The 21,664-nt window shown below is 71.3% G+C and carries 20 protein-coding genes; 13 read left to right on the top strand and 7 right to left on the bottom strand.

The window, feature by feature from the left end:
- Positions 1 to 52 precede the first annotated feature (52 nt).
- The 5 genes from PV343_RS15165 to PV343_RS15185 all read left to right on the top strand — a co-directional run bounded on the left by PV343_RS15165 (position 53) and on the right by PV343_RS15185 (position 6,985).
- Positions 53 to 1,642, top strand: coding sequence for a GMC family oxidoreductase (locus PV343_RS15165; RefSeq protein WP_319147434.1), 1,590 nt, complete (start codon positions 53 to 55; stop codon positions 1,640 to 1,642).
- A gap of 156 nt (positions 1,643 to 1,798) precedes the next feature.
- Positions 1,799 to 2,638: an SDR family oxidoreductase gene (locus PV343_RS15170; protein ID WP_319147435.1), complete on the top strand. Its 840-nt coding sequence runs from the start codon at positions 1,799 to 1,801 to the stop codon at positions 2,636 to 2,638.
- 37 nt (positions 2,639 to 2,675) lie between these two features.
- Positions 2,676 to 4,106 (top strand): cytochrome ubiquinol oxidase subunit I, encoded by a 1,431-nt coding sequence (locus tag PV343_RS15175; RefSeq protein ID WP_319147436.1) that lies wholly within the window; start codon positions 2,676 to 2,678, stop codon positions 4,104 to 4,106.
- Entirely contained in the window at positions 4,103 to 5,143 is a 1,041-nt protein-coding gene (locus PV343_RS15180) for a cytochrome d ubiquinol oxidase subunit II (protein ID WP_319147437.1), read from the top strand. The genes PV343_RS15175 and PV343_RS15180 overlap by 4 nt, the downstream gene beginning before the upstream one ends.
- Positions 5,144 to 5,206: 63 nt before the next feature.
- On the top strand, positions 5,207 to 6,985 hold the full coding sequence (locus tag PV343_RS15185) for a cation:proton antiporter (protein ID WP_319147438.1): 1,779 nt from the start codon (positions 5,207 to 5,209) through the stop codon (positions 6,983 to 6,985).
- A gap of 51 nt (positions 6,986 to 7,036) precedes the next feature.
- Here the strand turns inward: PV343_RS15185 and PV343_RS15190 are convergent, their stop codons facing one another.
- The 3 genes from PV343_RS15190 to PV343_RS15200 form a co-directional block, all read right to left on the bottom strand.
- Positions 7,037 to 8,875, bottom strand: a complete 1,839-nt coding sequence (locus PV343_RS15190) for a glycoside hydrolase family 15 protein (RefSeq protein ID WP_319147439.1) — start codon at positions 8,873 to 8,875, stop codon at positions 7,037 to 7,039.
- 110 nt (positions 8,876 to 8,985) lie between these two features.
- Complete coding sequence (locus tag PV343_RS15195) at positions 8,986 to 9,936, bottom strand: DUF389 domain-containing protein (RefSeq protein ID WP_319147440.1); 951 nt, start codon at positions 9,934 to 9,936, stop codon at positions 8,986 to 8,988.
- A gap of 75 nt (positions 9,937 to 10,011) precedes the next feature.
- Positions 10,012 to 10,530: a gluconokinase gene (locus PV343_RS15200; protein ID WP_319147545.1), complete on the bottom strand. Its 519-nt coding sequence runs from the start codon at positions 10,528 to 10,530 to the stop codon at positions 10,012 to 10,014.
- A gap of 173 nt (positions 10,531 to 10,703) precedes the next feature.
- Here PV343_RS15200 and PV343_RS15205 point away from each other — a divergent pair, with 173 nt between their 5' ends.
- Entirely contained in the window at positions 10,704 to 11,039 is a 336-nt protein-coding gene (locus PV343_RS15205) for a hypothetical protein (protein ID WP_319147441.1), read from the top strand.
- A gap of 16 nt (positions 11,040 to 11,055) precedes the next feature.
- On the opposite strand, the gene PV343_RS15210 is transcribed toward PV343_RS15205, so the two are convergent.
- The 4 genes from PV343_RS15210 to PV343_RS15225 form a co-directional block, all read right to left on the bottom strand.
- Positions 11,056 to 12,087: a CorA family divalent cation transporter gene (locus tag PV343_RS15210; protein ID WP_319147442.1), complete on the bottom strand. Its 1,032-nt coding sequence runs from the start codon at positions 12,085 to 12,087 to the stop codon at positions 11,056 to 11,058.
- A 170-nt stretch (positions 12,088 to 12,257) separates the two neighbouring features.
- On the bottom strand, positions 12,258 to 12,695 hold the full coding sequence (locus PV343_RS15215; RefSeq protein WP_319147443.1) for a copper-binding protein: 438 nt from the start codon (positions 12,693 to 12,695) through the stop codon (positions 12,258 to 12,260).
- Positions 12,696 to 12,841: 146 nt separating this feature from the next.
- Complete coding sequence (locus tag PV343_RS15220) at positions 12,842 to 13,024, bottom strand: hypothetical protein (protein ID WP_319147444.1); 183 nt, start codon at positions 13,022 to 13,024, stop codon at positions 12,842 to 12,844.
- Positions 13,015 to 13,647, bottom strand: coding sequence for a hypothetical protein (locus tag PV343_RS15225; protein ID WP_193384482.1), 633 nt, complete (start codon positions 13,645 to 13,647; stop codon positions 13,015 to 13,017). The genes PV343_RS15220 and PV343_RS15225 overlap by 10 nt, the downstream gene beginning before the upstream one ends.
- Before the next feature lie 300 nt (positions 13,648 to 13,947).
- Here PV343_RS15225 and hemL point away from each other — a divergent pair, with 300 nt between their 5' ends.
- From hemL to ccsB, 7 genes are all read left to right on the top strand, one after another.
- Entirely contained in the window at positions 13,948 to 15,267 is a 1,320-nt protein-coding gene (hemL, locus tag PV343_RS15230; protein ID WP_319147546.1) for a glutamate-1-semialdehyde 2,1-aminomutase, read from the top strand.
- Positions 15,264 to 15,962, top strand: coding sequence for a histidine phosphatase family protein (locus PV343_RS15235; protein ID WP_319147445.1), 699 nt, complete (start codon positions 15,264 to 15,266; stop codon positions 15,960 to 15,962). The genes hemL and PV343_RS15235 overlap by 4 nt, the downstream gene beginning before the upstream one ends.
- A gap of 145 nt (positions 15,963 to 16,107) precedes the next feature.
- Positions 16,108 to 17,403: a hypothetical protein gene (locus PV343_RS15240; RefSeq protein WP_319147446.1), complete on the top strand. Its 1,296-nt coding sequence runs from the start codon at positions 16,108 to 16,110 to the stop codon at positions 17,401 to 17,403.
- Between the two features lie 102 nt (positions 17,404 to 17,505).
- Complete coding sequence (locus PV343_RS15245) at positions 17,506 to 18,096, top strand: TlpA disulfide reductase family protein (protein WP_319147447.1); 591 nt, start codon at positions 17,506 to 17,508, stop codon at positions 18,094 to 18,096.
- A gap of 1 nt (position 18,097) precedes the next feature.
- On the top strand, positions 18,098 to 18,862 hold the full coding sequence (locus tag PV343_RS15250; RefSeq protein ID WP_319147448.1) for a cytochrome c biogenesis CcdA family protein: 765 nt from the start codon (positions 18,098 to 18,100) through the stop codon (positions 18,860 to 18,862).
- 4 nt (positions 18,863 to 18,866) lie between these two features.
- Positions 18,867 to 20,579: a cytochrome c biogenesis protein ResB gene (locus PV343_RS15255; RefSeq protein WP_319147449.1), complete on the top strand. Its 1,713-nt coding sequence runs from the start codon at positions 18,867 to 18,869 to the stop codon at positions 20,577 to 20,579.
- Positions 20,576 to 21,655, top strand: coding sequence for a c-type cytochrome biogenesis protein CcsB (gene ccsB, locus PV343_RS15260; protein WP_319147450.1), 1,080 nt, complete (start codon positions 20,576 to 20,578; stop codon positions 21,653 to 21,655). The genes PV343_RS15255 and ccsB overlap by 4 nt, the downstream gene beginning before the upstream one ends.
- Positions 21,656 to 21,664 lie beyond the last annotated feature (9 nt).

The following is a 21,664-nucleotide window of genomic DNA, read 5'->3' on the forward strand; positions in this document are numbered from 1 at the left end:
TCGAGAGGAAGGCCCAACGGCCACGGACCGCACGGACGCACGGACAAGGACGGTGGTCGCCGTGGATGCCCTGCCCTCTTACGACGTCATCGTCATCGGCACCGGAGCCGGCGGCGGCACGCTCGCCCACCGCCTCGCCCCCTCCGGCAAACGGGTGCTCGTCCTGGAACGAGGTGACTACCTGCCGCGCGAGCGCGACAACTGGGACTCCACGGCGGTGTTCGTCAAGGCCAAGTACCGGGCCCCGGAGTTCTGGCTGGACCGGCACGGCGACGAGTTCCCGCCCGAGGTGAACTACTACGTCGGCGGCAACACCAAGTTCTACGGCGCCGCCCTGTTCCGGCTGCGCCCGGAGGACTTCGGCGAACTGCGCCACCACGGCGGCCTCTCGCCCGCCTGGCCCATCGGTTACGACGACCTGGAGCCGTACTACACCGAGGCCGAGCACCTCTACCTGGTGCACGGCAGGCACGGCGAGGACCCCTGGGAAGGGCCGAGCAGCGCGCAGTACGCCTACCCGCCCGTGGAACACGAGCCGCGCATCCAGCAGTTGAGCCACGACCTGGAGAAGCGGGGCCTGCACCCCTTCCACCTGCCGATCGGGGTCGACCTCACCCAGGACGAGTACGGCCGCGCCACCCACGCCAGCGCCTGCATCCGCTGCGACCGGGTCGACGGCTTCCCCTGCCTGGTCCGGGCCAAGTCCGACGCACAGGTCATCTGCGTGGAGCCGGCCCTGCGCAACCCCAACGTCGACCTGGTCACCAACGCCCGGGTGACCCGGCTGGAGACCGACCCCACCGGACGCAGCGTCACCACCGTCGTCGCCCAGCTCCCCGACGAGGAGGAGGCCCGCTTCTCCGCGGACGTCGTCGTCGTGGCCTGCGGAGCGGTCAACTCCGCCGCGCTGCTGCTGGCCTCGGCCGACGACCGGCACCCGCGGGGACTGGCGAACAGCTCGGACGTGGTCGGCCGGTACTACATGCGCCACAACAACCTGGCGCTGATGGCCGTCTCGAAGGAGCCCAACGACACCCGGTTCCAGAAGACGCTCGCGCTGCACGACTGGTACCTGGGCGCGGACGACTGGGAGTACCCGCTGGGCGGCATCCAGATGCTCGGCAAGTCGGACGCCGACCAGATCCACGGCGAGGCCCCGCGCTGGGCCGGAGCGGTGTCGCCCGACATGCCCTTCGAGGTGCTCGCCCACCACGCCGTCGACTTCTGGCTCTGCGGGGAGGACCTGCCGCAGCCGGACAACCGGGTGACTTTGGAGGGCGACGGCCGGATCCGGCTCACCCTCGACGAGGACAACAACGTCGAGGGCCTGACCCTCCTGCGGCACAAGCTCCAGCACATGCTCGGCCACCTGGGCATGCACGAGCACAAGCTGCTGTCCCACAGCATCTACCTGCACAAGGGCATGCCGATCGGCGCCACCGCCCACCAGGCGGGCACGGTGCGCTTCGGCACCGACCCCGCGACCTCCGCCCTGGACGTCAACTGCAAGGCACACGACCTGGACAACCTGTACGTCGTGGACACGAGCTTCTTCCCGAGCATCGGCGCGGTCAACCCGTCCCTGACGGCCATGGCGAACGCCCTGCGAGTGGGCGACCACCTGCTGGAGCGGCTGGGCTGACCTCCGGAGGCCGACCGGGCGAAGCCGGTCAGCCGGGCAGCGCAACCCGGGCCGCCCCGGCATGCCGCCTTCCCTCCACGGTGTTTGGCTGACACCACCACCAACCGCCGAGTCACGGCCCGGTCGTACCGGGCACGCAGTGGAGGAGCAGGCATCGTGAGTTCCACCGAGGGCGCACCCCGGGGCGTGATTCCCGCCCATCTGCTCAAGGGCCAGAAAGCACTGGTGACCGGCGCGAACTCCGGGATCGGCCGGGCGACCGCGGTCGCTCTGGGCCGGGCCGGGGCCGACGTGGTGGTGAACTACGTCGCCGGCAAGGAGGAGGCCGAGCAGGTCGTCGAGGAGATCACCGCGCTCGGCGTGCGGGCCGCCGCCTACGAGGCGGACGTGTCCAGCGAGGACCAGGTCGTCGCCATGACGAACCGGATGGTCGAGGAGTTCGGCACGATCGACATCCTCGTCGCCAACGCCGGACTGCAGCGCGACTCCCGGTTCACCGACATGACCCTCGCCCAGTGGCAGAAGGTCCTGGACGTCAACCTCACCGGGCAGTTCCTGTGCGCCCGTGAGGCGACCAAGGAGTTCCTGCGCCGTGGCGTGGTCCCGGAGGTGTCGCGCGCGGCCGGGAAGATCATCTGCATGAGTTCGGTGCACCAGCTCATCCCGTGGGCGGGGCACGTCAACTACGCGTCGTCCAAGGGCGGCGTGCAGATGATGATGCAGACCCTCGCCCAGGAACTCGCCCCGCACAAGATCCGGGTGAACGCGGTCGCGCCCGGAGCCATCAAGACCCCCATCAACCGCAGCGCCTGGGAGACCCCCGACGCGGAGCGCGACCTCCTGACGCTGATCCCCTACGCCCGGGTCGGCGAGCCCGACGACATCGCCAACGCCGTCGTCGGCCTCGTCTCCGACCTCATGGACTACGTGGTGGGCGCCACCCTCTACGTAGACGGCGGTATGACCCTCTTCCCCGGCTTCGCCACCGGCGGCTGATCCCTCCCATCCGCGTCGGCCCCCGGGGGAGACCCGTATGCACACCCTGATCCTGGCTGCGGCGGACGTGCCGCCGCAGATGCTCCCGGCCAGATCCATGATGGCGTTCACGCTGGCCTCCCACATCATCATCGTGCCGCTGGGCGTGGCCCTGCCGCTGATCACTCTGATCACGCACGGATACGCGCTGCGCCGCGGGGACGCGGAGGCGCTGTTGCTGGCCCGGCGGTGGTCGGCGGTGATGGCCGTCCAGTTCGCCATCGGGGTCGTCACCGGCACCGTGCTGTCCTTCGAGTTCGGGCTGCTGTGGCCGGGCATGATGGGCCGCTGGGGCGACGTCTTCGGGCTCGGGTTCGGGGTCGAGGCGTGGGCCTTCTTCCTGGAGGCCGTGCTCATCGCCGTCTACCTGTACGGCTGGCGGCGGCTGCCCTCCCGCACCCACTTCCTGCTCGGGCTGCCGCTGCCGTTCGTCGCCCTGCTCGGCGCCTTCGGCATCCTGGCGGCCAACTCGTGGATGAACACACCGCGCGGCTTCACCCTGGACGCCGCCGGCAACCCGGTGAACGTGGACGTCCGCAAGGCGATCTTCACCCCCATGTTCGGCCCGGAGTACTGGCACTTCGTCATGGCGATGTTCGTGACCGCCGGCTACGTCGTGGCCGGCGTCTACGCCACCGGGTGGCTGCGCGGCCGCCGGGACCGGTACCACCGGCTCGGCTTCACGATCCCGTTCACCCTCGCCGCCGTCTGCACCCCGATCCAGTTCATGCTGGGCGACTCCATCGCCCGGCAGGTGTTCCACAAGCAGCCGGTGAAGTTCGCCGCCATGGAGATCGTCTGGAACACCGACACCCATGTCCCGGAGTACCTGTACGGGCGGCTGCATCCCGACGGGACCGTCTCCGGCGGTATCAAGATCCCCCAGCTCGACTCGATCCTGGCGGGCTTCCGCCCGGACACCAAGGTCACCGGGCTCACCTCGGTCCCGGCGAGCGACCGGCCGACGGCCACCCAGGCCACCATCGCCCACTTCACCTTCGACACCATGGTCTTCATCGGCTCCGCGCTGGTGCTGCTCGCGCTCTGGTACGGCGTCCTGTGGCTGTGGCGCCGCCGGCTGCCCGCCTCACCGTGGTTCTACCGCGCCGCGGCGTGCGCGGGCGTCGCCTCCGTCGTCGCCGTCGAATGCGGCTGGATCACCACCGAAGTGGGCCGCCAGCCCTGGATCGTCTACCAGAACATGCGGGTCGCGGAGGCGGTGACGGCGACCCGCTCCACCAGCCTGTGGATCACCTTCGGCGTGGTCGTCCTCGTGTACGTCTTCGTCTTCGGGTCGTTCCTCGCGGTGCTGCTCAAGATGCGCTCGCGCTGGCGGCTCGCCGACGAGCAGGGCGGGGGGCGGCCGCCGCACGAGACACCGGAGACGGACACGCCCTACGGGCCGCGCGCCACCGGGAGCCGACTGTGATCGCCGGAGTCATCGCCGTCGTCCTGCTGCTCGTGATCGCCGCCTACGCCTGCGGCGGCGGCACCGACTACGGAGCCGGCTTCTGGGACCTGACCGCGGGCGGAGCCGAGCGCGGCCAGCGCCCGCGGCAGCTGATCGACCACGCGATGGAACCCGTCTGGGAGGTCAACAACGTCTGGCTGATCTTCGTGCTGATCGTCATGTGGACCGGCTTCCCGGTCTTCTTCCAGCAGGTGTTCACCACCATGTGGCTGCCGCTGACCCTCGCCGCCCTGGGCATCGTGCTGCGCGGCGCCGGCTTCGCCCTGCGCAGGCCCGTCCGGCGGCTGGTCGGCCGGCGCCTGTACGGGGCGGTCTTCGCCGTCGCCTCGCTACTGACGCCGTTCTTCTTCGGCGCAGCGGTCGGGGGAGTGGCCTCGGGCCGGGTGTCGGCCACGACGACGGCGTCGACCGACGCCTGGGCCAACCCGACCTCCCTGCTGTTCGGACTGCTCGCCATCGCGTCCTCGGCGACCCTCGGCGCCGTCTTCCTCGCCGCGGACGCCCGGCGCTTCGACGCGCCCGACCTCGACCGGTACTTCCGCCACCGGGCCCTGGCCGCCCTCGGCTGCGTCGCCGTGCTCGCCGTCATCACCCTGTTCGTCACCCACGGCGACGCGCCGCACGTGTGGCACGGGCTCACGCACGGCGCGGGACTCGTCTTCGTCGTCGTGGCCGTGGTCGCCACCGCCGCGACCGCGTGGCTGCTGACCCGCTCCTCCGGCGCGTGGTCCCGGGTCGCCGCGGTCGGCGTCGTCGCGTCGGCCGTCATCGCCTGGGGCACGGCCCAGCGCCCCTACCTCATCCCGACCTCCCTGACCATCACCGCCGGGGCGGGCGCGTCCACCACACTGCGCTGGCTGGGGCTCGTCATCATCGTCGCGCTCGTGCTCGTCGTCCCCGCGGTCGCCGTTCTGTACTGGTTGGACACGCGAGGCGAGCTGGAAGGTCTCACCGATGCCGAGCTGCGGCGCACGTCGGCCGGCGACGAGGCCTGACCGGGCGGCCGGCCGCCCCGCGGACGCACGGCCCCGGGGCGCGCCCCGCGGGGTGAGGGCCCGGTGACCCGGAACGACATCCTGCTCGGCACCGCCCTGACCCTCGCCCTCGCCGTCGGGTGCCAGATCCTCGCGAGCCGGCTGCGGATCCCCTCGCTGATCCTGCTGCTGCCCGCCGGATTCGCCGCCGGGGCCCTGACCGACGTCGTGAACCCCGACGCGCTGCTGGGACCCGCCTTCTCCCCGCTGGTCTCGGTCTCGGTGGCGATCATCCTCTACGACGCCGGGCTCGGCCTGGACCTGCGTCACCTGCGGGGCACCACCCGGGGGGTCGTCGTACGGCTCATGGTGTTCGGCGTGCTGCTCACCTGGGGGGCCCTGCTCGGCCTCGGGCCTGTCCTGTACGGGGTGCCGACCGGCGTGGCCGGGATGATCGGCGTGATCCTCGTGGTGTCCGGACCCACCGTGGTGGGGCCGCTGCTGGAGCACGTCAGGCCGCCGGCCCGGTTGCGGCGGGTGCTGGTGTGGGAGGGCTCCCTGATCGACCCCGTCGGCGGCATCCTCGGCGCCGTCGTCTTCCACGGCCTCGTCTCCGGCGGCGGCAGCGGGAACTTCCGCATCCTGACGTTCCTCGCCGGCCTCGCGGTCGGGCTCGCCGGCGGTGCGGTGGGCGCCGCGCTGCTGTGGGTCCTGCTGCACCGGATGCGCCTCGGCGAGACGCTCGGCACGCTCGCCCAACTGGCCACCGTCGTCGGGGTGGCCGCCGGCTGCGACGTGCTGTTCGACGACACCGGGCTCATCGCCGCGATCGTCGCCGGGCTGACCGTGGCGAACCTTCCCGGGCTCGACATGCCCGCCCGCCGGCCGTTCTTCGAGACGCTCGTCCAGCTGATCATCGGCCTGCTGTTCGTCTCCATCTCGGCGACGGTGACGCCGAAGTCCCTCGTCCCGGTGCTGCTGCCGACGCTCGCGCTCGTCGCCGTGCTGGTCCTGGCGGTCCGGCCCCTGGTGGCCCTGCTGTCCACCACCGGGCCGGAACTCACGCCCCGCGAGCGGGCCTTCGTCGGCTGGATGGCCCCGCGCGGCATCGTCGCCGCCTCCACCGCGACGACGTTCTCCGCCTCGCTCGTCGCCGCCGGGCTGCGCGGCGCCGACAAGATCCTCCCCATCACGTTCCTGGTCATCGTGGACACGGTCGTGATCTACGCGCTGACCGCACGGCCGGTCGCCCGCGGCCTGGGCGTCGTGCGCCCGGCGCGGGCCCGTCCGCTCCTGGTGGGCGGCGAGCCCTGGGTCGTCGACCTGGCCCGGGCCCTGCGCGCCGCCGGACTCGACGTCCTGATGTGGGCGGGGGGAGCCGAGGAGCGGAGGCGGATCGAGGCGGCCGGGATCGAGCTGGCCGCCGGGGAGCTGATGGCCGTGGCCACCGACCCGCGGGCACGGCTGGAGGGGGTGACCGCGGTCTATCTGCTCACGGACGACGACGACTTCAACGCGCTCGCCGCGATCGTCATGGCGGACAGCGTCGAGGGCCCGGTCCACCGGATCGCCCCGTCACCCGGCGGCCGGGGCGTCGTCGCCCCCTACACCGCCGGCGGCACCCTCTTCGGTCCCGGCCTGGTCCGCCCCGCCCTGGCGGCCCGCCACGAGCGAGGCGCCCGCTTCCACACGCGGCCCGCGTCGGAGCCCCGCCCACCGGGCCACGACGTCCTGTTCGTCGTGGGGAGCGACGGCCGTCTCGAACCCGTCGGCGAAGCCCCGCCGGGCCCCGCGGCACCGGGCGACACCCTCGTGCTCCTCGGGCCCGCGCCCGCGGACGGCCGAACCCCGGCCCACGGCTGAACCACGCCCGGTCCGGCCCCCGCCCGTCCAAGGCGATCCGAACGGAAGCCCCTAGCGCCGCTCGAGTGCGTCGTTCAGGGTGATGGCCGCGTCGATCAGCGCGAGATGGGTGAACGCCTGCGGGAAGTTGCCCAGTTGACGGCCGGTCGGGTCGATCTCCTCCGAGTAGAGGCCCAGGTGGTTGGCGTACCCCATCATCTTCTCGAACACCAGCCGTGCCCGGTTGGTCCGCCCGGCCCGGGCCAGGGCGTCGACGTACATGAAGGTGCACAGCGAGAACGTGCCCTCCGAGCCGCGCAGGCCGTCGGGCGAGGCCGTGGGGTTGTACCGGTAGACCAGGCTGTCGCTGACCAGTTCGGCCTCCATGGCGTCGAGGGTCGACGCCCACATCGGGTCGTCGGGCGTGAGGAACCCGACGGTCGCCATCCGCAGCAGCGAGGAGTCCAGGACGTCACTGCCGTAGTGCTGGACGAAGGCCCGCCGGTTCTCGCTCCACCCCTTGGCCATCGCCTGCTCGTAGACGGCGTCCCGCTCGGCGCGCCAGCGGCCGGACGCGGCCGGCCACCCCTTCTCGTCGGCGAGCCGCACGGCACGGTCGAACGCCACCCACGACATCACCCGGCCGTACGTGAAGTCCTGGCGGCCGCCGCGCGTCTCCCAGATGCCCTCCTCCGCCTGGTCCCAGTGGTCCGCGAGCCAGTCCAGGTCCGTGCGCAGCGAGGACCAGCCCCCGTGCCCGACCTGGAAACCGTGCCGGTGCGCGAAGTAGATGCTGTCCAGCGCCTCGCCGTAGATGTCCAGCTGGAGCTGGGTCGCGGCACCGTTGCCGATCCGCACCGGCGCGGAGCCCGCGTACCCCTCCCAGTGGTCGAGGATCAGTTCCTCGAGGTCGGAGGAGCCGTCGACCTTGTACATGATGTTCAGCGGGCCCGTCTCGCCCTCGCTGCCGACCCGTTCCCGCACCCGGTCGCTCAGCCAGAGGATGAACGCCCTGGCCTCCTCGGTGAAGCCCAGTCCCAGCAGCGCGTACACGGAGAAGGAGGCGTCACGGATCCAGGTGAAGCGGTAGTCCCAGTTGCGCTCGCCGCCCAGTTGCTCGGGGAGGGCCGCCGTGGGGGCGGCCACCATGGCGCCGCTGGGGGCGAAGGTCATGAGCTTGAGCGTGATCGCCGAACGCTCCACCATCTCCCGCCAGCGCCCGGTGTAGCGCGACTGGGCGAGCCAGGAGCGCCAGAACCCCACGGTCGCCTCGAACAACCGCTGGTGCTCGTCGAGGCGGACCTCCGCGGGCGGCCCCCCGGCGCCCATCTCCAGGATCAGGCCGCGCTGTTCACCGGCCTTGAGCGCCAGCGACAGGTGCAGGTCGGCGTCCCGGTCCAGGAGGACGTCCACGAGCCGCGGGTCCTCCGGCTCCCGGATGGGGTGCACGGTGAGTTCCGTGCCGTCCGCGGCGACGAAGACCGCTCCGTGCTCGGTGATGCGCAACTGGTGCTCCGCGCGCCCGTAGTCGAACCGCGGGGCGATCTCCACCTCGAACGACATGCTGCCGCGTACACAGCGGACCATGCGCACCAGCCGGTGGCGCTCGGTGACCGTCGTCCCGGTCACCGGCATGAAGTCGAGCACCTCGCCGGCGCCCGCCTCGGTCATGAACCGGGTGACCAGGACCGCCGTGTCCGGCAGGTACATCTGCTTGGTCGCGTAGGTCTCGTGCGCGGGGCGGACCGTGCAGTGCCCGCCGTGGTCCTTGTCCAGCAGGGCCCCGAAGACACTCGGCGAGTCGAACCGCGGGGAGCAGAACCAGTCGATCACGCCGTCGGTGGTCACCAGCGCCGAGGTCTGCAGGTCACCGATCAGACCGTGGTTCTCGATCAGCGGGTAGTCGTCCACGGGGGTGCCCCCTTCGTAGGCGTACGGCCTCTGCCCTGCACCCCCACCCGATCAGCGTAAGCCGGGGGCACCCGACCGGCTCGTCGGACGCGGGCGCGGCCGCCTGCGCCTCAGGCCCGGCGCCGGGCGGCGGCCCGTCGGGCCGCGCGGCGCCACAGCCACCGCTGCAGACGCAGGGTGACCACCCCGGTGATCACGAGGACGACCACGTTCAGCAGCAACTGCAGCAGTGAGCCCCCGGCCTGCCGCCAGTCGGCGAAGGCGAGCGAGACGGCCATGTCCGAGGCGGCGGGGATCGTGGTCACCGAGATGAACACGCCCAGGAGCGCGCTGACGCGGGCCTCGGTGAGCGAGACGATCCCGACGACGCCGGCGAGGACGGCGACGACCACGGAGAAGAAGTCCGGGGTGTCGATGAGATGCGAGACGGGCCGCAGCCCTAGGTCGAAGGCCTCGGACTGCCAGCCGGCGGCCCGCACCACCAGCGAGAAGGCCAGCGTCACGACGATGGCCAGCAGGAAACCGGCCGTCAGGGCACCGGTCCCGTCCCGGACACGGCGGCGGTTACGGCGGTCGAGGCCGAGGGCGACGCTGGTGATCGCGTTGTACTCCGGGCCGACCACCATGGCCGCCACGATCAGGATCTGCGAGTTCGTCATGATGCCGACCGAGCCGATGAGCCCGGCGACGACCAGGAACAGGTAGAAGGACGGCGGGTAGGTCCCTCCGGCCCGGATGCGGGCCTCGACCGCGGCCCACAGCGGCGCCTCCAGCAGCGCGCTCGGCTGGTGGGCCGCGATCCGCTCGGCGTGCCCGGAGAGCATCATGTCCACGTCGTCCAGGGCGATCGACCCCGTACGGTCGACACCCAGCTCGCGCAGCCGGTCCAGCAACCCGTTGGCGGCGCCCTTGACCACGTCGCACTCGACCGTGTCACCGCCGCCGACCCGGGACGCCCGCAGGACCACCAGGTTCAGCACGCGATCGTGCGAGGAGAGCAGGTCGACGGCCGGCTCGGTGAGGGCGGACGGCAGCACCATCCGGAAGTGGACCAGATCCATCCGAGACCTCCCTCCGAGACCTCCGTCCGAGCCGCTGCCCGGGACCGCCGGGACTCCCGGTCCGGCCGGGCGCGGCTACCGGTCAGGGCCGCACACGGCGTGCAGCGCGTCCGCCATCACCCGCTCCGGGGCGCCGGACGCGTCGACGGTGGCGCCCGGTTCGTCGGCGTGCAGCGGATCGAGGGTGGCGTACTGCGAGCCGAGCAGTTCCGGCGGCATGAAGTGCCCCGTGCGCCGGGCGATGCGCTCCGCGGCCAGCGCGGGATCGAGCGCCAGGTACAGGAACCAGACGTCCGCTCCCGTGCTGCGGAACTGGTCCCGGTAGGCGCGCTTGAGCGCGGAGCAGGCGGCCACCCCGCCGCGCCCGCTCGCCGCGGCGGCCCGGATCCACTCCGTGAGCGCCGCGAGCCAGGGCCGCCGGTCGGCGTCGTCGAGCGGATGCCCGGACGCCATCTTGGCGCGGTTCGCCGCGGAATGGAGGTCGTCGCCCTCCAGGAACGGCACGCCCAGCCGCTGCGCGAGCCGTCCTCCGACCGTGGACTTCCCGGACGCCGAGACGCCCATCACGACCACCACTCGCGAACCGCCGACCACGTCGGCCAAGGCGCCTCCCCGGGGGACGGTGGAACACGCGTACCCCTCCACTATCGCCCGGCTCCGCCCGCGGCGCCGGGCGTCCCCGCCGGGCGGGCACGCCCGCTCTGGCGGATAGTGGGGAGGACGGGACCCCGTCCCCGCCAGCTCTCCGGAACGGCACAGGAGGACCGATGCGCGTTTCACGGCCGCTGGCCGCGCTCACCGGTGTCGCGTTGTTCGGAATCGCGCTGACCGGCTGCCAGGACCAGGCGTCCGGCACGATCACGGCGCGCAACGGCGCCACACCGGTGCAGTCCCTCACCAACCCGCCGATCAAGGGCTGCCACCGGTTCGACCAGGGCGTGACCCACGTCGACAACTTCACGCTGAGCAGCATCCTCCTGTACACCACCCCCGACTGCACCGTGCCCAAGGGGCAGACGAGCATCTACCTGGACATGCAGGCGTCGGACGTGGTGGTCAGGTCCACCGGTCTGTGGCACAGCTTCAGCTTCGCCCCCGAGTGACCGGCGGGCACGGGCCTCACGGGTCCAGCGTGCCCTCGTCGTCCCGCAGCCGCCGCCAGATGTGCGTGCGGTGCAGCACGTAGAGGGCGCCGACCAGGACGAGCAGCTGCAGGGCGACGGCGAACAGCCAGAAGACGGCCCTGCTCTCCATCTCGTCCGTCAGGTACGTGAAGTTCATGCCGAAGTACCCGGTCAGGAACGTCAGCGGCAGGAAGATCGTCGACACGATGGCCAGCCGGTTGATCACGCCGTTCTGCTCGCCCGACACCAGGGAGGAGTAGCTGGCGAAGGCCCTGCGGGTGGCGTCCTGCAACGACTGGATGTCGGTGAGCACCAGCCGTCCGGTGTGCTGGAACTCCTGCGCGAGCCGCCGGCGTTCCTCAGGGAAGTCGCGGCTGAGCATCCTGCGCATCACGATCTCGTCCGTGGCCTGGAGGTACGGCAGCAGGTAGTGGTGCAGCAGCGCGGCCCGCCGCCGCATCCGGGCCAGGCGGTAGACCTGCTCGGGGCGCCGGCGCTCGAACATCTCGTCCTCCAGGTCCTCCACGGCCAGCAGGTCGGCGACCGCGGCCCGGCGGAAGGTGTCCAGCGCCTCCTGGAGCAGCAGGAACAGCACGGCGACGGCGTCGGCGGGGCGCTCCTGCCCCAGCCGGGTGACAAGGCCCTCCAGCGGTCCCACCGCCCCCCGGTGGACGGTGATCAGGTGCCGTTCCGTCGCCATGGCGTGGACGTGGACGACGCGGCCGGCGTCGACGACGGGCACGACGAAGCCGGCCCGGTCGCCGAGGAAGTCGGCCCGCACCGGTTCTCCCGTCATGCCGAACCAGGCCGGGCTCTCGGAGGCGAGCCCGAGCGCCTCGACGACCCTGCGTCCGTCGGCGTCCGCCACGTCCGCCCCGCCCGGGTCGCCCCGCCCGTCCCGGGCGTCCGGCACGTCCGGCCGGTCCGTCGCGACCGGCAGCCGGACGTCGAGGAGCACGAAGTCGGACGCGGCGAGGCGGTCGCGGGCCCCCGCCAGATCTGTTCGTTCGGTGGTCCCTCCGGGCATCGACACCACCGTCACGATCATCGTCCCTCACCGTCGTCCCGGGTCAGTAGGTCCACGGTGTCCCACGGTGCGCACACTCGGGCCTCCCCGGTGGCGGACACACGCGGGCGGGGCGCCGGGTGCCCCGGACGGGCGAGCGCGGGGCACCCGGCGCCCCGCCCGCGGGTGTCTCAGCGGACGTGGATGTGCTGCTCCATGCCGAGCTGCCGGTGGCCGTCGACCGGGCAGTACAGGTCGTACGTGCCCTTCTTGAGGGTCACCGTCAGCGCCGCCTTCTGGCCCTTCTGGAGATCCGGGGTCCGGGCGTCGCGCACCCCGGGGCCGTCGACGGAGAGGGCGTGCGTGATGTGGCCCGCGTCGTCGGCGACGAAGGTGTAGGTGCCCGGTGCGAACGACGAGCGGGAGAGCTTCAGCGCGAACTCCGTCTCGGTGACCGTCACCTTGACCGCGGAGCCCGTCCGCGCGGTGCCCGCGCTCGTCCCCGTGCCCGCCGAGCCGTGCGCGTACCCTCCGCCCCCGTTCGCGCAGGCGGTCAGCGCGAGGGCCGCGCCGAAGCCGACCGCGGTCGCCCGCAGCGCGGTGCGGGTCGTGTGTGCCGGGATCGTCATCCGGCTCATCTCCTCCCGGTCTCCGCCGGGCCTCCGGGAAGGCGGCCCCGGGGAGGGAGCCCTTCGCGAGCGGCCGGGATCGTCCGCATGTGTCACGAAGTGTCCTCTGTGACGGATACGGTGACGGCGGCCCGGGAGTTCACCGTTCAGCAGGGCAGATCGGGGACGACCGCCGCTCCGCGCCCCGTGTCCTCGGCGTGCGCGGTGCCCCCGTGGGCGGTGGCCACCGCCTGCACGAAGGCGAGCCCCGGTCCGGAGCCCTCGCTGGTGCGGCCGGCCCCGGCGCGGGCGAAGCGGTCGAACGCCCGGGGGCCCCGGCTCAGGGCCACACCAGGCAGTACGGCTGATGCCCCGCCTCGTGCAGGCGGTGGCTGAAGTCCTGCCACTCGTGCAGGAGCTGGTACACGTTGAAGGCGTCGCGCGGGCCGCCCCGGTCGGGCACCGTCGACCAGATGAAGGCCGCCGCGCCGACCGCCTCCTCGCCGATGCCGCGGAGCGGGTCGACGACCGTCGTGGGCAGCTTGACGACCGCGTAGTCCGGGTGCAGGACGACCAGCTCCAGCGGCGGCACCTTGTGCAGCGGCACGCCCTGGATGCCGGTCAGCACCATCGCGGCCATCGTCTCCGGCTTGATCTTGGTGAACATGCCGTTCATGCCCAGCTCGTCACCGCCGAGTTCTTCGGGACGCATCGAAATGGGGACGCGGGCCGCGGTCGCGCCGTCCGGCGCGCCGAAGTATTTGTACGTCACCCCCACCCGACCACCATTCCTGCTCTGCCGGTCGACCTGCCGGTCGTACCGTCCGGGCTCACTCGGTACACCCTGTGCCTGACGAGCGTCAGTCTGCCGTGCCTCGGTCGATTCCTCCGCCTCGCGCCGGTGCCTTCCCCGCCGGGCACGTCGAGGACCCAGGTCGTCAGTCCCCTCGCCCAGTCCGCCACCGCGATGCATATCTCCACCCGACTGCTTTTCTAGGACGCGTGGCCCCCGCCGCGCAACCCGATCATCGTGTCAGTGACCTCCCCCACGGCCGCCCGCCGAAACGTAAGGCGAAACATCCGGTCCGCGGGTTCCTCCCGGTCCCTCATCACTACGTACCGCATGAGCTGTGTGTATCAGTCCTCAGTCTCGCAGATGGCGCGGCCGTGATCTTGAGGTCGGCGGCAGGCCGGGCGAGCCGCGGCCTACCCTGAGGAGGTCACCACGCAACCGGAGTCCGAGAAGTCGGAGAAGTCGCACGTCATGAGTGCCATGAGCGATCTGCCCTATCCCTACGACGCGCCCGTCTCGCAGGCGCTCTTCGACCGTGCGTCCGCCGTCACGCCGGGCGGCGTGAACTCGCCGGTGCGCGCCTTCCGCGCGGTCGGCGGCACGCCCCGGTTCATGGTCTCGGGCAAGGGTCCGTACCTGACCGACGCCGACGGCCGGGAGTACGTCGACCTGGTCTGCTCCTGGGGTCCGATGATCCTCGGGCACTCCCACCCCGAGGTCATCGCCGCCGTCCAGGAGGCCGTCGCCCGCGGCACGTCCTTCGGCACCCCCGGTGAGGGCGAGGTCGCGCTCGCCGAGGAGATCGTCGCCCGGGTGGCGCCCGTGGAGCAGGTGCGGCTGGTCAGCAGCGGCACCGAGGCGACCATGTCGGCCATCCGGCTCGCCCGCGGCTTCACCCGCCGGTCTAAGGTGATCAAGTTCGCCGGCTGCTACCACGGTCACGTGGACTCGCTGCTCGCGGCGGCGGGCAGCGGCGTCGCTACCTTCGCGCTGCCCGACACGCCCGGCGTCACCGGCGCCCAGGCGGGCGACACGATCGTGCTGCCGTACAACGACCTCGAAGCGGTGCAGGAGGCCTTCCACCGGCACCCGGGCGAGATCGCCTGTGTCATCACCGAGGCCTCGCCGGGCAACATGGGCGTGGTCCCGCCCGGCCCCGGCTTCAACCAGGGACTGAAGGACGCCTGCGCCAAGAACGGCGCCCTGTTCATCTCCGACGAGGTCATGACCGGGTTCCGTACCAGCCGCGCCGGCTGGTACGGCGTCGACGGGGTCAAGCCCGACCTGATGACCTTCGGCAAGGTCATGGGCGGCGGCTTCCCCGCGGCCGCCTTCGGCGGGCGGGCCGACGTGATGGCCCACCTCGCACCGGCCGGGCCCGTCTACCAGGCCGGCACCCTCTCCGGGAACCCGGTCGCCACCGCCGCCGGGCTCGCCCAGCTCCGGCTGCTGGACGACGCGGCCTACGAGAAGGTGGACGCCGTCTCCGAGCAGATCCGGTCGCTGGTCACCGAGGCGCTGAGCAAGGAGGGCGTGGCGCACCGGCTGCAGACCGCCTCCAACATGTTCTCGGTGTTCTTCACCGACCGGCAGGTGCGCGACTACGAGGCCGCCAAGCGCCAGGAGTCGTTCCGCTTCACCGCCTTCTTCCACTCGCTGCTGGCGAACGGCGTCTACCTGCCGCCGTCGTCCTTCGAGTCCTGGTTCGTGTCCACGGCCCACGACGAGCGGGCCATCCAGAAGATCGCCGACGCCCTCCCGGCGGCGGCCCGAGCGGCCGCGGAGGCCACCGCAGCATGAGCAACCTCGACACCCCCGGTAGCAAGGACGTCACCGTCGTCCACCTCATGCGGCACGGTGAGGTCGCCAACCCGGACGGGATCCTGTACGGGCGGCTGCCCGGCTACCACCTCTCCCCACTGGGCCGGCAGATGGCCGACCGGGTCGCCGAGCACCTGTCCGCGCGGGACGTGGCGTACGTGGCCGCCTCGCCGCTGGAGCGCGCGCAGGAGACCGCCACTCCGATCGCCAAGGCGCACGGCCTTGACCTCGCCACCGACGCGCGGCTCATCGAGGCCGACAACGTCTTCCAGGGCAAGACCTTCGGAGTCGGGGACGGCGCCCTGCGCAAGCCCGACAACTGGAAGCACCTCGTCAACCCGTTCCGGCCGTCCTGGGGCGAGCCGTACGTCGACCAGGTCGTCCGGATGATGGGCGCGCTGCACGCGGCCAAGGACCAGGCGCGCGGGCACGAGGCGGTGCTGGTCAGCCATCAGCTGCCGATCTGGATCGTGCGCTCGTACGTCGAGAAGCGGCGGCTGTGGCACGACCCGCGCAAGCGGCAGTGCACGCTCGCCTCGCTGACGTCCTTCACGTACCTCGGGGACCGCATCGTCTCCGTGGGCTACAGCGAGCCCGCCATCGACCTGGTCCCGCCCCATCTGCGAGCCGGGGCCAGGCCGGTGCAGGGCCAGGGCAAGGCCTTCGGAGCCTGACGGCCGCTGTCGACGGTCCGTCAGCTCCGCTTAGGACACTTTTGTCAGGTCCGTTACGAAAAACATAAGAATCGAAGGAACCTCCCCGTTCGTCGTGGCCTCTGAATGAGTGACGACCAGCAGGCGCGACGAATCGGGGACCTTCATGCGCACCAACTCCCGGCATTTCTCCCGTCGGGGAGCACTCGGCCTCGGGACGGGTGCGGCGGCCGCCGCCGGCCTCGCCGGCTGCGGGAGTCTCAAGGCCTCGGACGGCGGCAAGCGTCCGGGCGGTTCCCCGAAGGGCCGGCCCGGCCACGACGGCGGCGGCGCCACGCGTCCCGCCGCCCGGCCGATCGGCGACGGCTCCACCTCGTTCACCGGCCGGCAGCCGCACCAGCCCGCCCGGCCCGAGCCGCTGGAGCCGGGGCAGACCCCGCCGCAGTTCGTGATCTTCTCCTGGGACGGGGCCGGCGAGGTCGGCAACGGGCTCTTCCCGCGCTTCCTGGACCTCGCCAAGGAGCACGGCGCGAGCATGACCTTCTTCCTGTCGGGTCTCTACCTGCTGCCCGAGTCGAAGAAGCGCCTGTACGAGCCGCCGAACAACCCCCGCGGCGCCTCCGACATCGGCTACCTCACCGACGAGCACGTCAAGGCGACGCTCGCCAACGTCCGCCGCGCCTGGCTCGAGGGGCACGAGATAGGCACCCACTTCAACGGCCACTTCTGCTCCGGCTACGGCACGGTCGGCCGCTGGACGCCCAAGCAGTGGCGCAGCGAGATAGACCAGGCCAAGGCGTTCGTGAAGGAGTGGCGCACGAACACCGGCTGGACCGAGCTGCCCTCACTGCCGTTCGACTACGACAAGGAGCTGGTGGGCGGCCGCACGCCCTGCCTGCTCGGCCAGGACAACCTGCTGCCGGCCGCCCGGGAGCTGGGCTGGCGCTACGACGCCTCGTCGCCGGGCGGCCGTCAGACGTGGCCGGTGAAGCGGATGGGGATCTGGGACCTGCCGTTGCAGCAGATACCTTTCCCCGGACGCAGCTTCGAGGTCCTGTCCATGGACTACAACATGCTCGCCAACCAGTCGGTCAACTCGACCAAGGCGCCCGCCTACAACTACCCGGGCTGGCGCAAGCAGTCCGCGCAGGCGTACATCCAGGGATTCCAGCGGGCATACGAGACAAACCGGGCACCGTTCTTCATCGGCAACCACTTCGAGCAGTGGAACGGCGGCATCTACATGGACTCCGTCGAGGAGGCCTTCAAGCACATCGCGCGCGAGAAGGAGAAGGGCGCGGACGTGCGCCTGGTCTCCTTCCGGCAGTTCGTGGACTGGATGGACGCCCAGAAGCCCGAGGTGCTCGCCCGGCTGCGCACCCTGGAGGTCGGGCAGCGGCCGGCCGGGGGCTGGCGCGCCTTCCTGCGGGACGCCAAGTCCGCCGCCTCCGACGCCGCGTGAGAAATGCGTGAAATGTCCGGTGTAAAAACCGCCTGATATGCGGTTTTCCGCCCGGCAGGGGGGTGCGCGAGATCCCCGGAACAGGCATGCGAAACTTTTCACATGAGTACCCGTAGCCGCGCCGTCCTGCTCAGCGCCATGGCCGCCGCAGCGGCCCTGTCCCTGTCCGCGTGCGGCAGCGGCGGCACCTCCGGCGGCGGTGGCAACACCAACTTCGTGACCGGCAACAACGGCGTCGACACCGCCCCGCAGGGCAAGCGGGCCGCGGCCCCGGACCTGTCCGGCAGGACCATCGACGGCAAGACCCTGGACGTCGCCGACTACAAGGGCAAGGTCGTCGTCATCAACGTCTGGGGCTCGTGGTGCGGGCCCTGCCGCGAAGAGGCCCAGTACTTCGCCAAGGTCTCCAAGGCGTACGAGGGCAAGGGCGTGCAGTTCGTCGGCATCAACACCCGGGACACCAGCACCACCCCCGCGATCGCCTTCGAGAAGGAGCACGGGATCGGCTACCCGAGCCTGTACGACCCGACGGGCAAGCTCATGCTCCGCTTCCGGAAGGGCACGCTCAACCCCCAGCTCATCCCCTCCACGCTCATCCTCGACAAGCACGGGAAGGTCGCCGCGCGGGCGCTGGAGGCGCTCGACGACGCGGCGCTGCTGAAGATGCTCAAGCCGGTCCTCGCGGAGAAGTGACGTGAGCGCACTCCTGACGCTGGCGGCGGAGAACCAGACCGTGAAGAGCGGCGCGCTGCCGATCGCGCTGCCGATCGCCCTGCTCGGTGGCCTGGTCTCGTTCTTCTCGCCCTGCGTGCTGCCCCTGGTCCCCGGCTACCTGTCCTACGTCACCGGGGTCGCCGGCACCGATCTGGGGGAGAGCAGGCGGGGGCGCATGGTCACCGGGGCCGCCCTGTTCGTGCTCGGCTTCTCGGCGGTGTTCATCTCCGGAGGGGCCCTGTTCGGCTTCTTCGGCTCGACCCTCCAGGAGTACAAGGACACGCTGTCCATGGCGCTCGGCGTGCTCATGATCGTCATGGGTGCCTTCTTCATGGGGCTCATGCCCTGGCTCACCCAGCGCGAGTTCCGCTTCCACCGGCGGCCGGCGACCGGCCTGCTGGGCGCGCCCGTGCTCGGCGCCCTGTTCGGCATCGGCTGGACGCCCTGCATCGGCCCGACCCTCGGGGCGGTCAACTTCCTCGCGATGAAGGAGTCGAGCGCCGGGCGCGGCTCCCTGCTGATGGTCGCCTACTGTGTCGGTCTCGGCGTGCCGTTCGTGCTGGCGGCCGTGGCCTTCCGCAAGGCCCTCGGCGCCTTCGGGTGGGTCAAGCGCCACTATGTGTGGGTGATGCGCATCGGCGGCACGATGATGATCGTGACCGGTGTGCTGCTGCTGACCGGGGCCTGGGACAGCCTGGTGCAGGAGATGCAGACCTGGTCCAACGGCTTCAATGTGGGGATCTGACTCGATGAGCAAGACCGAAACGGGCGCCTCCCCCGGCGGGGCCGAGGGCCGGGACGAGGACCTGGGGGCGGCCGGCTCCCAGCTCTCCACCGCCCCGCGGGAGGAGACCGCCGTCGCGCCGGGCTTCGGCGTGATCGGCTGGGTCCGCTGGTTCTGGCGGCAGCTGACCTCCATGCGGGTCGCGCTGCTGCTGCTCCTGCTGCTCTCCCTCGGCGCGATCCCGGGCTCGCTCATCCCGCAGACCGGCGCCGACCTGAACAAGGTCGACGAGTTCCGCAAGGCGCACAGCACGCTCGCGCCGGTCTACGACAAGCTCGGCCTGTTCCACGTCTACAGCTCGGTGTGGTTCTCCGCGATCTACATCCTGCTGTTCGTCTCGCTGATCGGCTGCATCGTCCCGCGCACCTGGCAGTTCGTCGGCCAGCTCCGCGGCCGCCCGCCAGGCGCCCCCAAGCGGCTGACCCGGCTGCCCGCCTACACCACCTGGCGCACCACCGCCGAGCCGGAGCAGGTGCGCGAGGCCGCGCTCGCGCTGCTGCGCAGGCGCCGGTTCCGGGCCCACGTCGCCGGTGACGCGGTCGCCGCCGAGAAGGGCTACGTGCGGGAACTGGGCAACCTGGTCTTCCACATCGCGCTGATCGTGCTGCTGGTCGCCTTCGCCTCCGGCCAGCTCTACAAGTCGGACGGCACCAAGCTGATGGTGGAGGGCGACGGCTTCTCCAACGCGCTGCCGATGTACGACGACTTCAAGTCCGGCAGCCTGTTCCGCAACGACGACCTGGTGCCGTTCAGCTTCGACCTGAAGGACTTCCGGGCCACCTACGAGGTGAGCGGGCCCAGCCGGGGCACCCCGCGCACCTTCGAGGCGAGGATCAAGTACAGCGAGGGCGCGTACGGCAAGGCGAAGCCGGCCACCGTCAAGGTCAACAAGCCGCTGGAGATCGGCGACTCGAAGGTCTACCTGGTGAGCCACGGCTACGCGCCCGTCATCACCGTCCGCGACGGCAAGGGCAAGGTCGTCTACCACGACGCCGTGCCGCTGCTGCCGCTCGACGGCAACGTCACGTCCAACGGCGTGATCAAGGTGATGGACGGCTACCGCGACGCCAGGGGCCAGAAGGACCAGCTCGGGTTCCAGGCCTTCTTCGTGCCGACCTTCGACCCCAAGAGCGGCACGATGCTCTCCCAGTTCCCGTCGCTGGTGAACCCGCTGCTCGCGGTGAACGCGTACCACGGCGACCTCGGTGTCGACGCGGGCCAGTCGCAGAACGTGTACCAGCTCGACACCCAGCACATGAAGGCGTTCAAGGACGCCAAGGGCCAGCTGCTGAAGAAGCTGCTGAAGCCGGGCGACAGCCTCCAGCTCCCGGACGGCGCCGGATCCCTCACGTTCGACAAGGACGTCAAGGAGTGGGCCGGCTTCGAGATCGTCCAGGAGCCGGGCAGCGGCTGGGCGCTGGGCGGCGCCCTCGCGGCGATCTTCGGTCTGGCCGCGTCCCTGTTCATCCAGCGCCGTCGCGTCTGGGTGCGCGCGGTGCGCGGCGCCGACGGCGTCACCGTCGTGGAGATGGGCGGCCTCGGCCGCAGCGAGTCGGCCAAGGTGCCCGAGGAACTGGGCGACCTCGCCGGAATCCTCTACGACCAGGCGCCGGGGGCACCCGAACCCGACGACGTCAACGAATCCACCGTCGTACCTGCCGAAGGGGCTGAGAAGTGACTCTCGCCGCCGCGACCAACGAACACCTGGCGAGCATCAGCAACACGCTGATCTACTCGTCGATGGCCGTCTACACCCTGGCCTTCTTCGCGTACATCGCCGAATGGCTCTTCGGCAGCCGCAGCAAGGTCGCCCGTACGGCCGCCGCGCTGACGGCGGACCCCCGGCAGACCGGTGCCCCGGCCGTCACCGCGCGGAAGGCCGGCGGTACCGCCGTGCTGGAGCGGCCCCAGGTCGTCGTGCGCTCCGCGGCCGGCGCCCGGGACGTGCCGGACGGCCCCGGCGCGCACGGCGGGGACGAGCAGGGCGACCTCTACGGGCGGATCGCCGTCTCCCTCACCGCGCTCGCGTTCGTGGTGGAGCTGTGCGGCGTCGTCGCCCGCGCGGCCTCCGTGCAGCGGGCGCCGTGGGGCAACATGTACGAGTTCAACATCACCTTCTCCACGGTCGCCGTCGGCGTGTACCTCGGACTGCTGGCGCTGCGGAAGAACGTGCGCTGGCTCGGGCTGTTCCTGATCACCACGGTCCTGCTCGACCTCGGTCTCGCGGTCACCGTGCTGTACACCGCCAGCGACCAGCTGGTCCCCGCCCTGCACTCGTACTGGCTGTACATCCACGTCTCCACCGCGATCTTCTGCGGCGCGGTGTTCTACGTCGGCGCGGTCGCCACGATCCTGTATCTGTTCAAGGACTCGTACGAGAACAAGCTGCAGACCGGCGGCAAGCCGGGCGCGTTCGCCAGCTCCGTGCTGGAGCGGCTGCCCGCCTCCGCCTCCCTGGACAAGTTCGCCTACCGCGTCAACGCGGCCGTCTTCCCGCTGTGGACGTTCACGATCATCGCGGGCGCGATCTGGGCGGGCGACGCCTGGGGCCGCTACTGGAACTGGGACCCGAAGGAGACCTGGTCCTTCATCACCTGGGTCGCCTACGCCTGCTACCTGCACGCGCGGGCCACGGCCGGCTGGAAGGGCCGCAAGGCCGCCTACCTGGCGATGATCGCCTTCGGCTGCTGGCTGTTCAACTACTACGGTGTCAACATCTTCGTGACCGGCAAGCACTCCTACGCGGGCGTCTGATCGGCCGGT

Origin of the sequence: Streptomyces sp. WI03-4A, assembly GCF_033792105.1 — a bacterium.
Lineage (GTDB): Bacteria > Actinomycetota > Actinomycetes > Streptomycetales > Streptomycetaceae > Streptomyces > Streptomyces collinus_A.

What these genes read in the sequence shown, in the direction of transcription:
- PV343_RS15175 (WP_319147436.1), top strand. Translation starts at nt 2,676, where the DNA reads ATGCACACCCTGATCCTGGCTGCGGCGGACGTGCCGCCGCAGATGCTC.
- PV343_RS15195 (WP_319147440.1), bottom strand. Translation starts at nt 9,936, where the DNA reads ATGGATCTGGTCCACTTCCGGATGGTGCTGCCGTCCGCCCTCACCGAG.
- PV343_RS15205 (WP_319147441.1), top strand. Translation starts at nt 10,704, where the DNA reads ATGCGCGTTTCACGGCCGCTGGCCGCGCTCACCGGTGTCGCGTTGTTC.
- PV343_RS15210 (WP_319147442.1), bottom strand. Translation starts at nt 12,087, where the DNA reads ATGCCCGGAGGGACCACCGAACGAACAGATCTGGCGGGGGCCCGCGAC.
- PV343_RS15215 (WP_319147443.1), bottom strand. Translation starts at nt 12,695, where the DNA reads ATGACGATCCCGGCACACACGACCCGCACCGCGCTGCGGGCGACCGCG.
- PV343_RS15225 (WP_193384482.1), bottom strand. Translation starts at nt 13,647, where the DNA reads ATGCATCGCGGTGGCGGACTGGGCGAGGGGACTGACGACCTGGGTCCT.
- hemL (WP_319147546.1), top strand. Translation starts at nt 13,948, where the DNA reads ATGAGCGATCTGCCCTATCCCTACGACGCGCCCGTCTCGCAGGCGCTC.
- PV343_RS15235 (WP_319147445.1), top strand. Translation starts at nt 15,264, where the DNA reads ATGAGCAACCTCGACACCCCCGGTAGCAAGGACGTCACCGTCGTCCAC.
- PV343_RS15240 (WP_319147446.1), top strand. Translation starts at nt 16,108, where the DNA reads ATGCGCACCAACTCCCGGCATTTCTCCCGTCGGGGAGCACTCGGCCTC.
- PV343_RS15245 (WP_319147447.1), top strand. Translation starts at nt 17,506, where the DNA reads ATGAGTACCCGTAGCCGCGCCGTCCTGCTCAGCGCCATGGCCGCCGCA.
- PV343_RS15255 (WP_319147449.1), top strand. Translation starts at nt 18,867, where the DNA reads ATGAGCAAGACCGAAACGGGCGCCTCCCCCGGCGGGGCCGAGGGCCGG.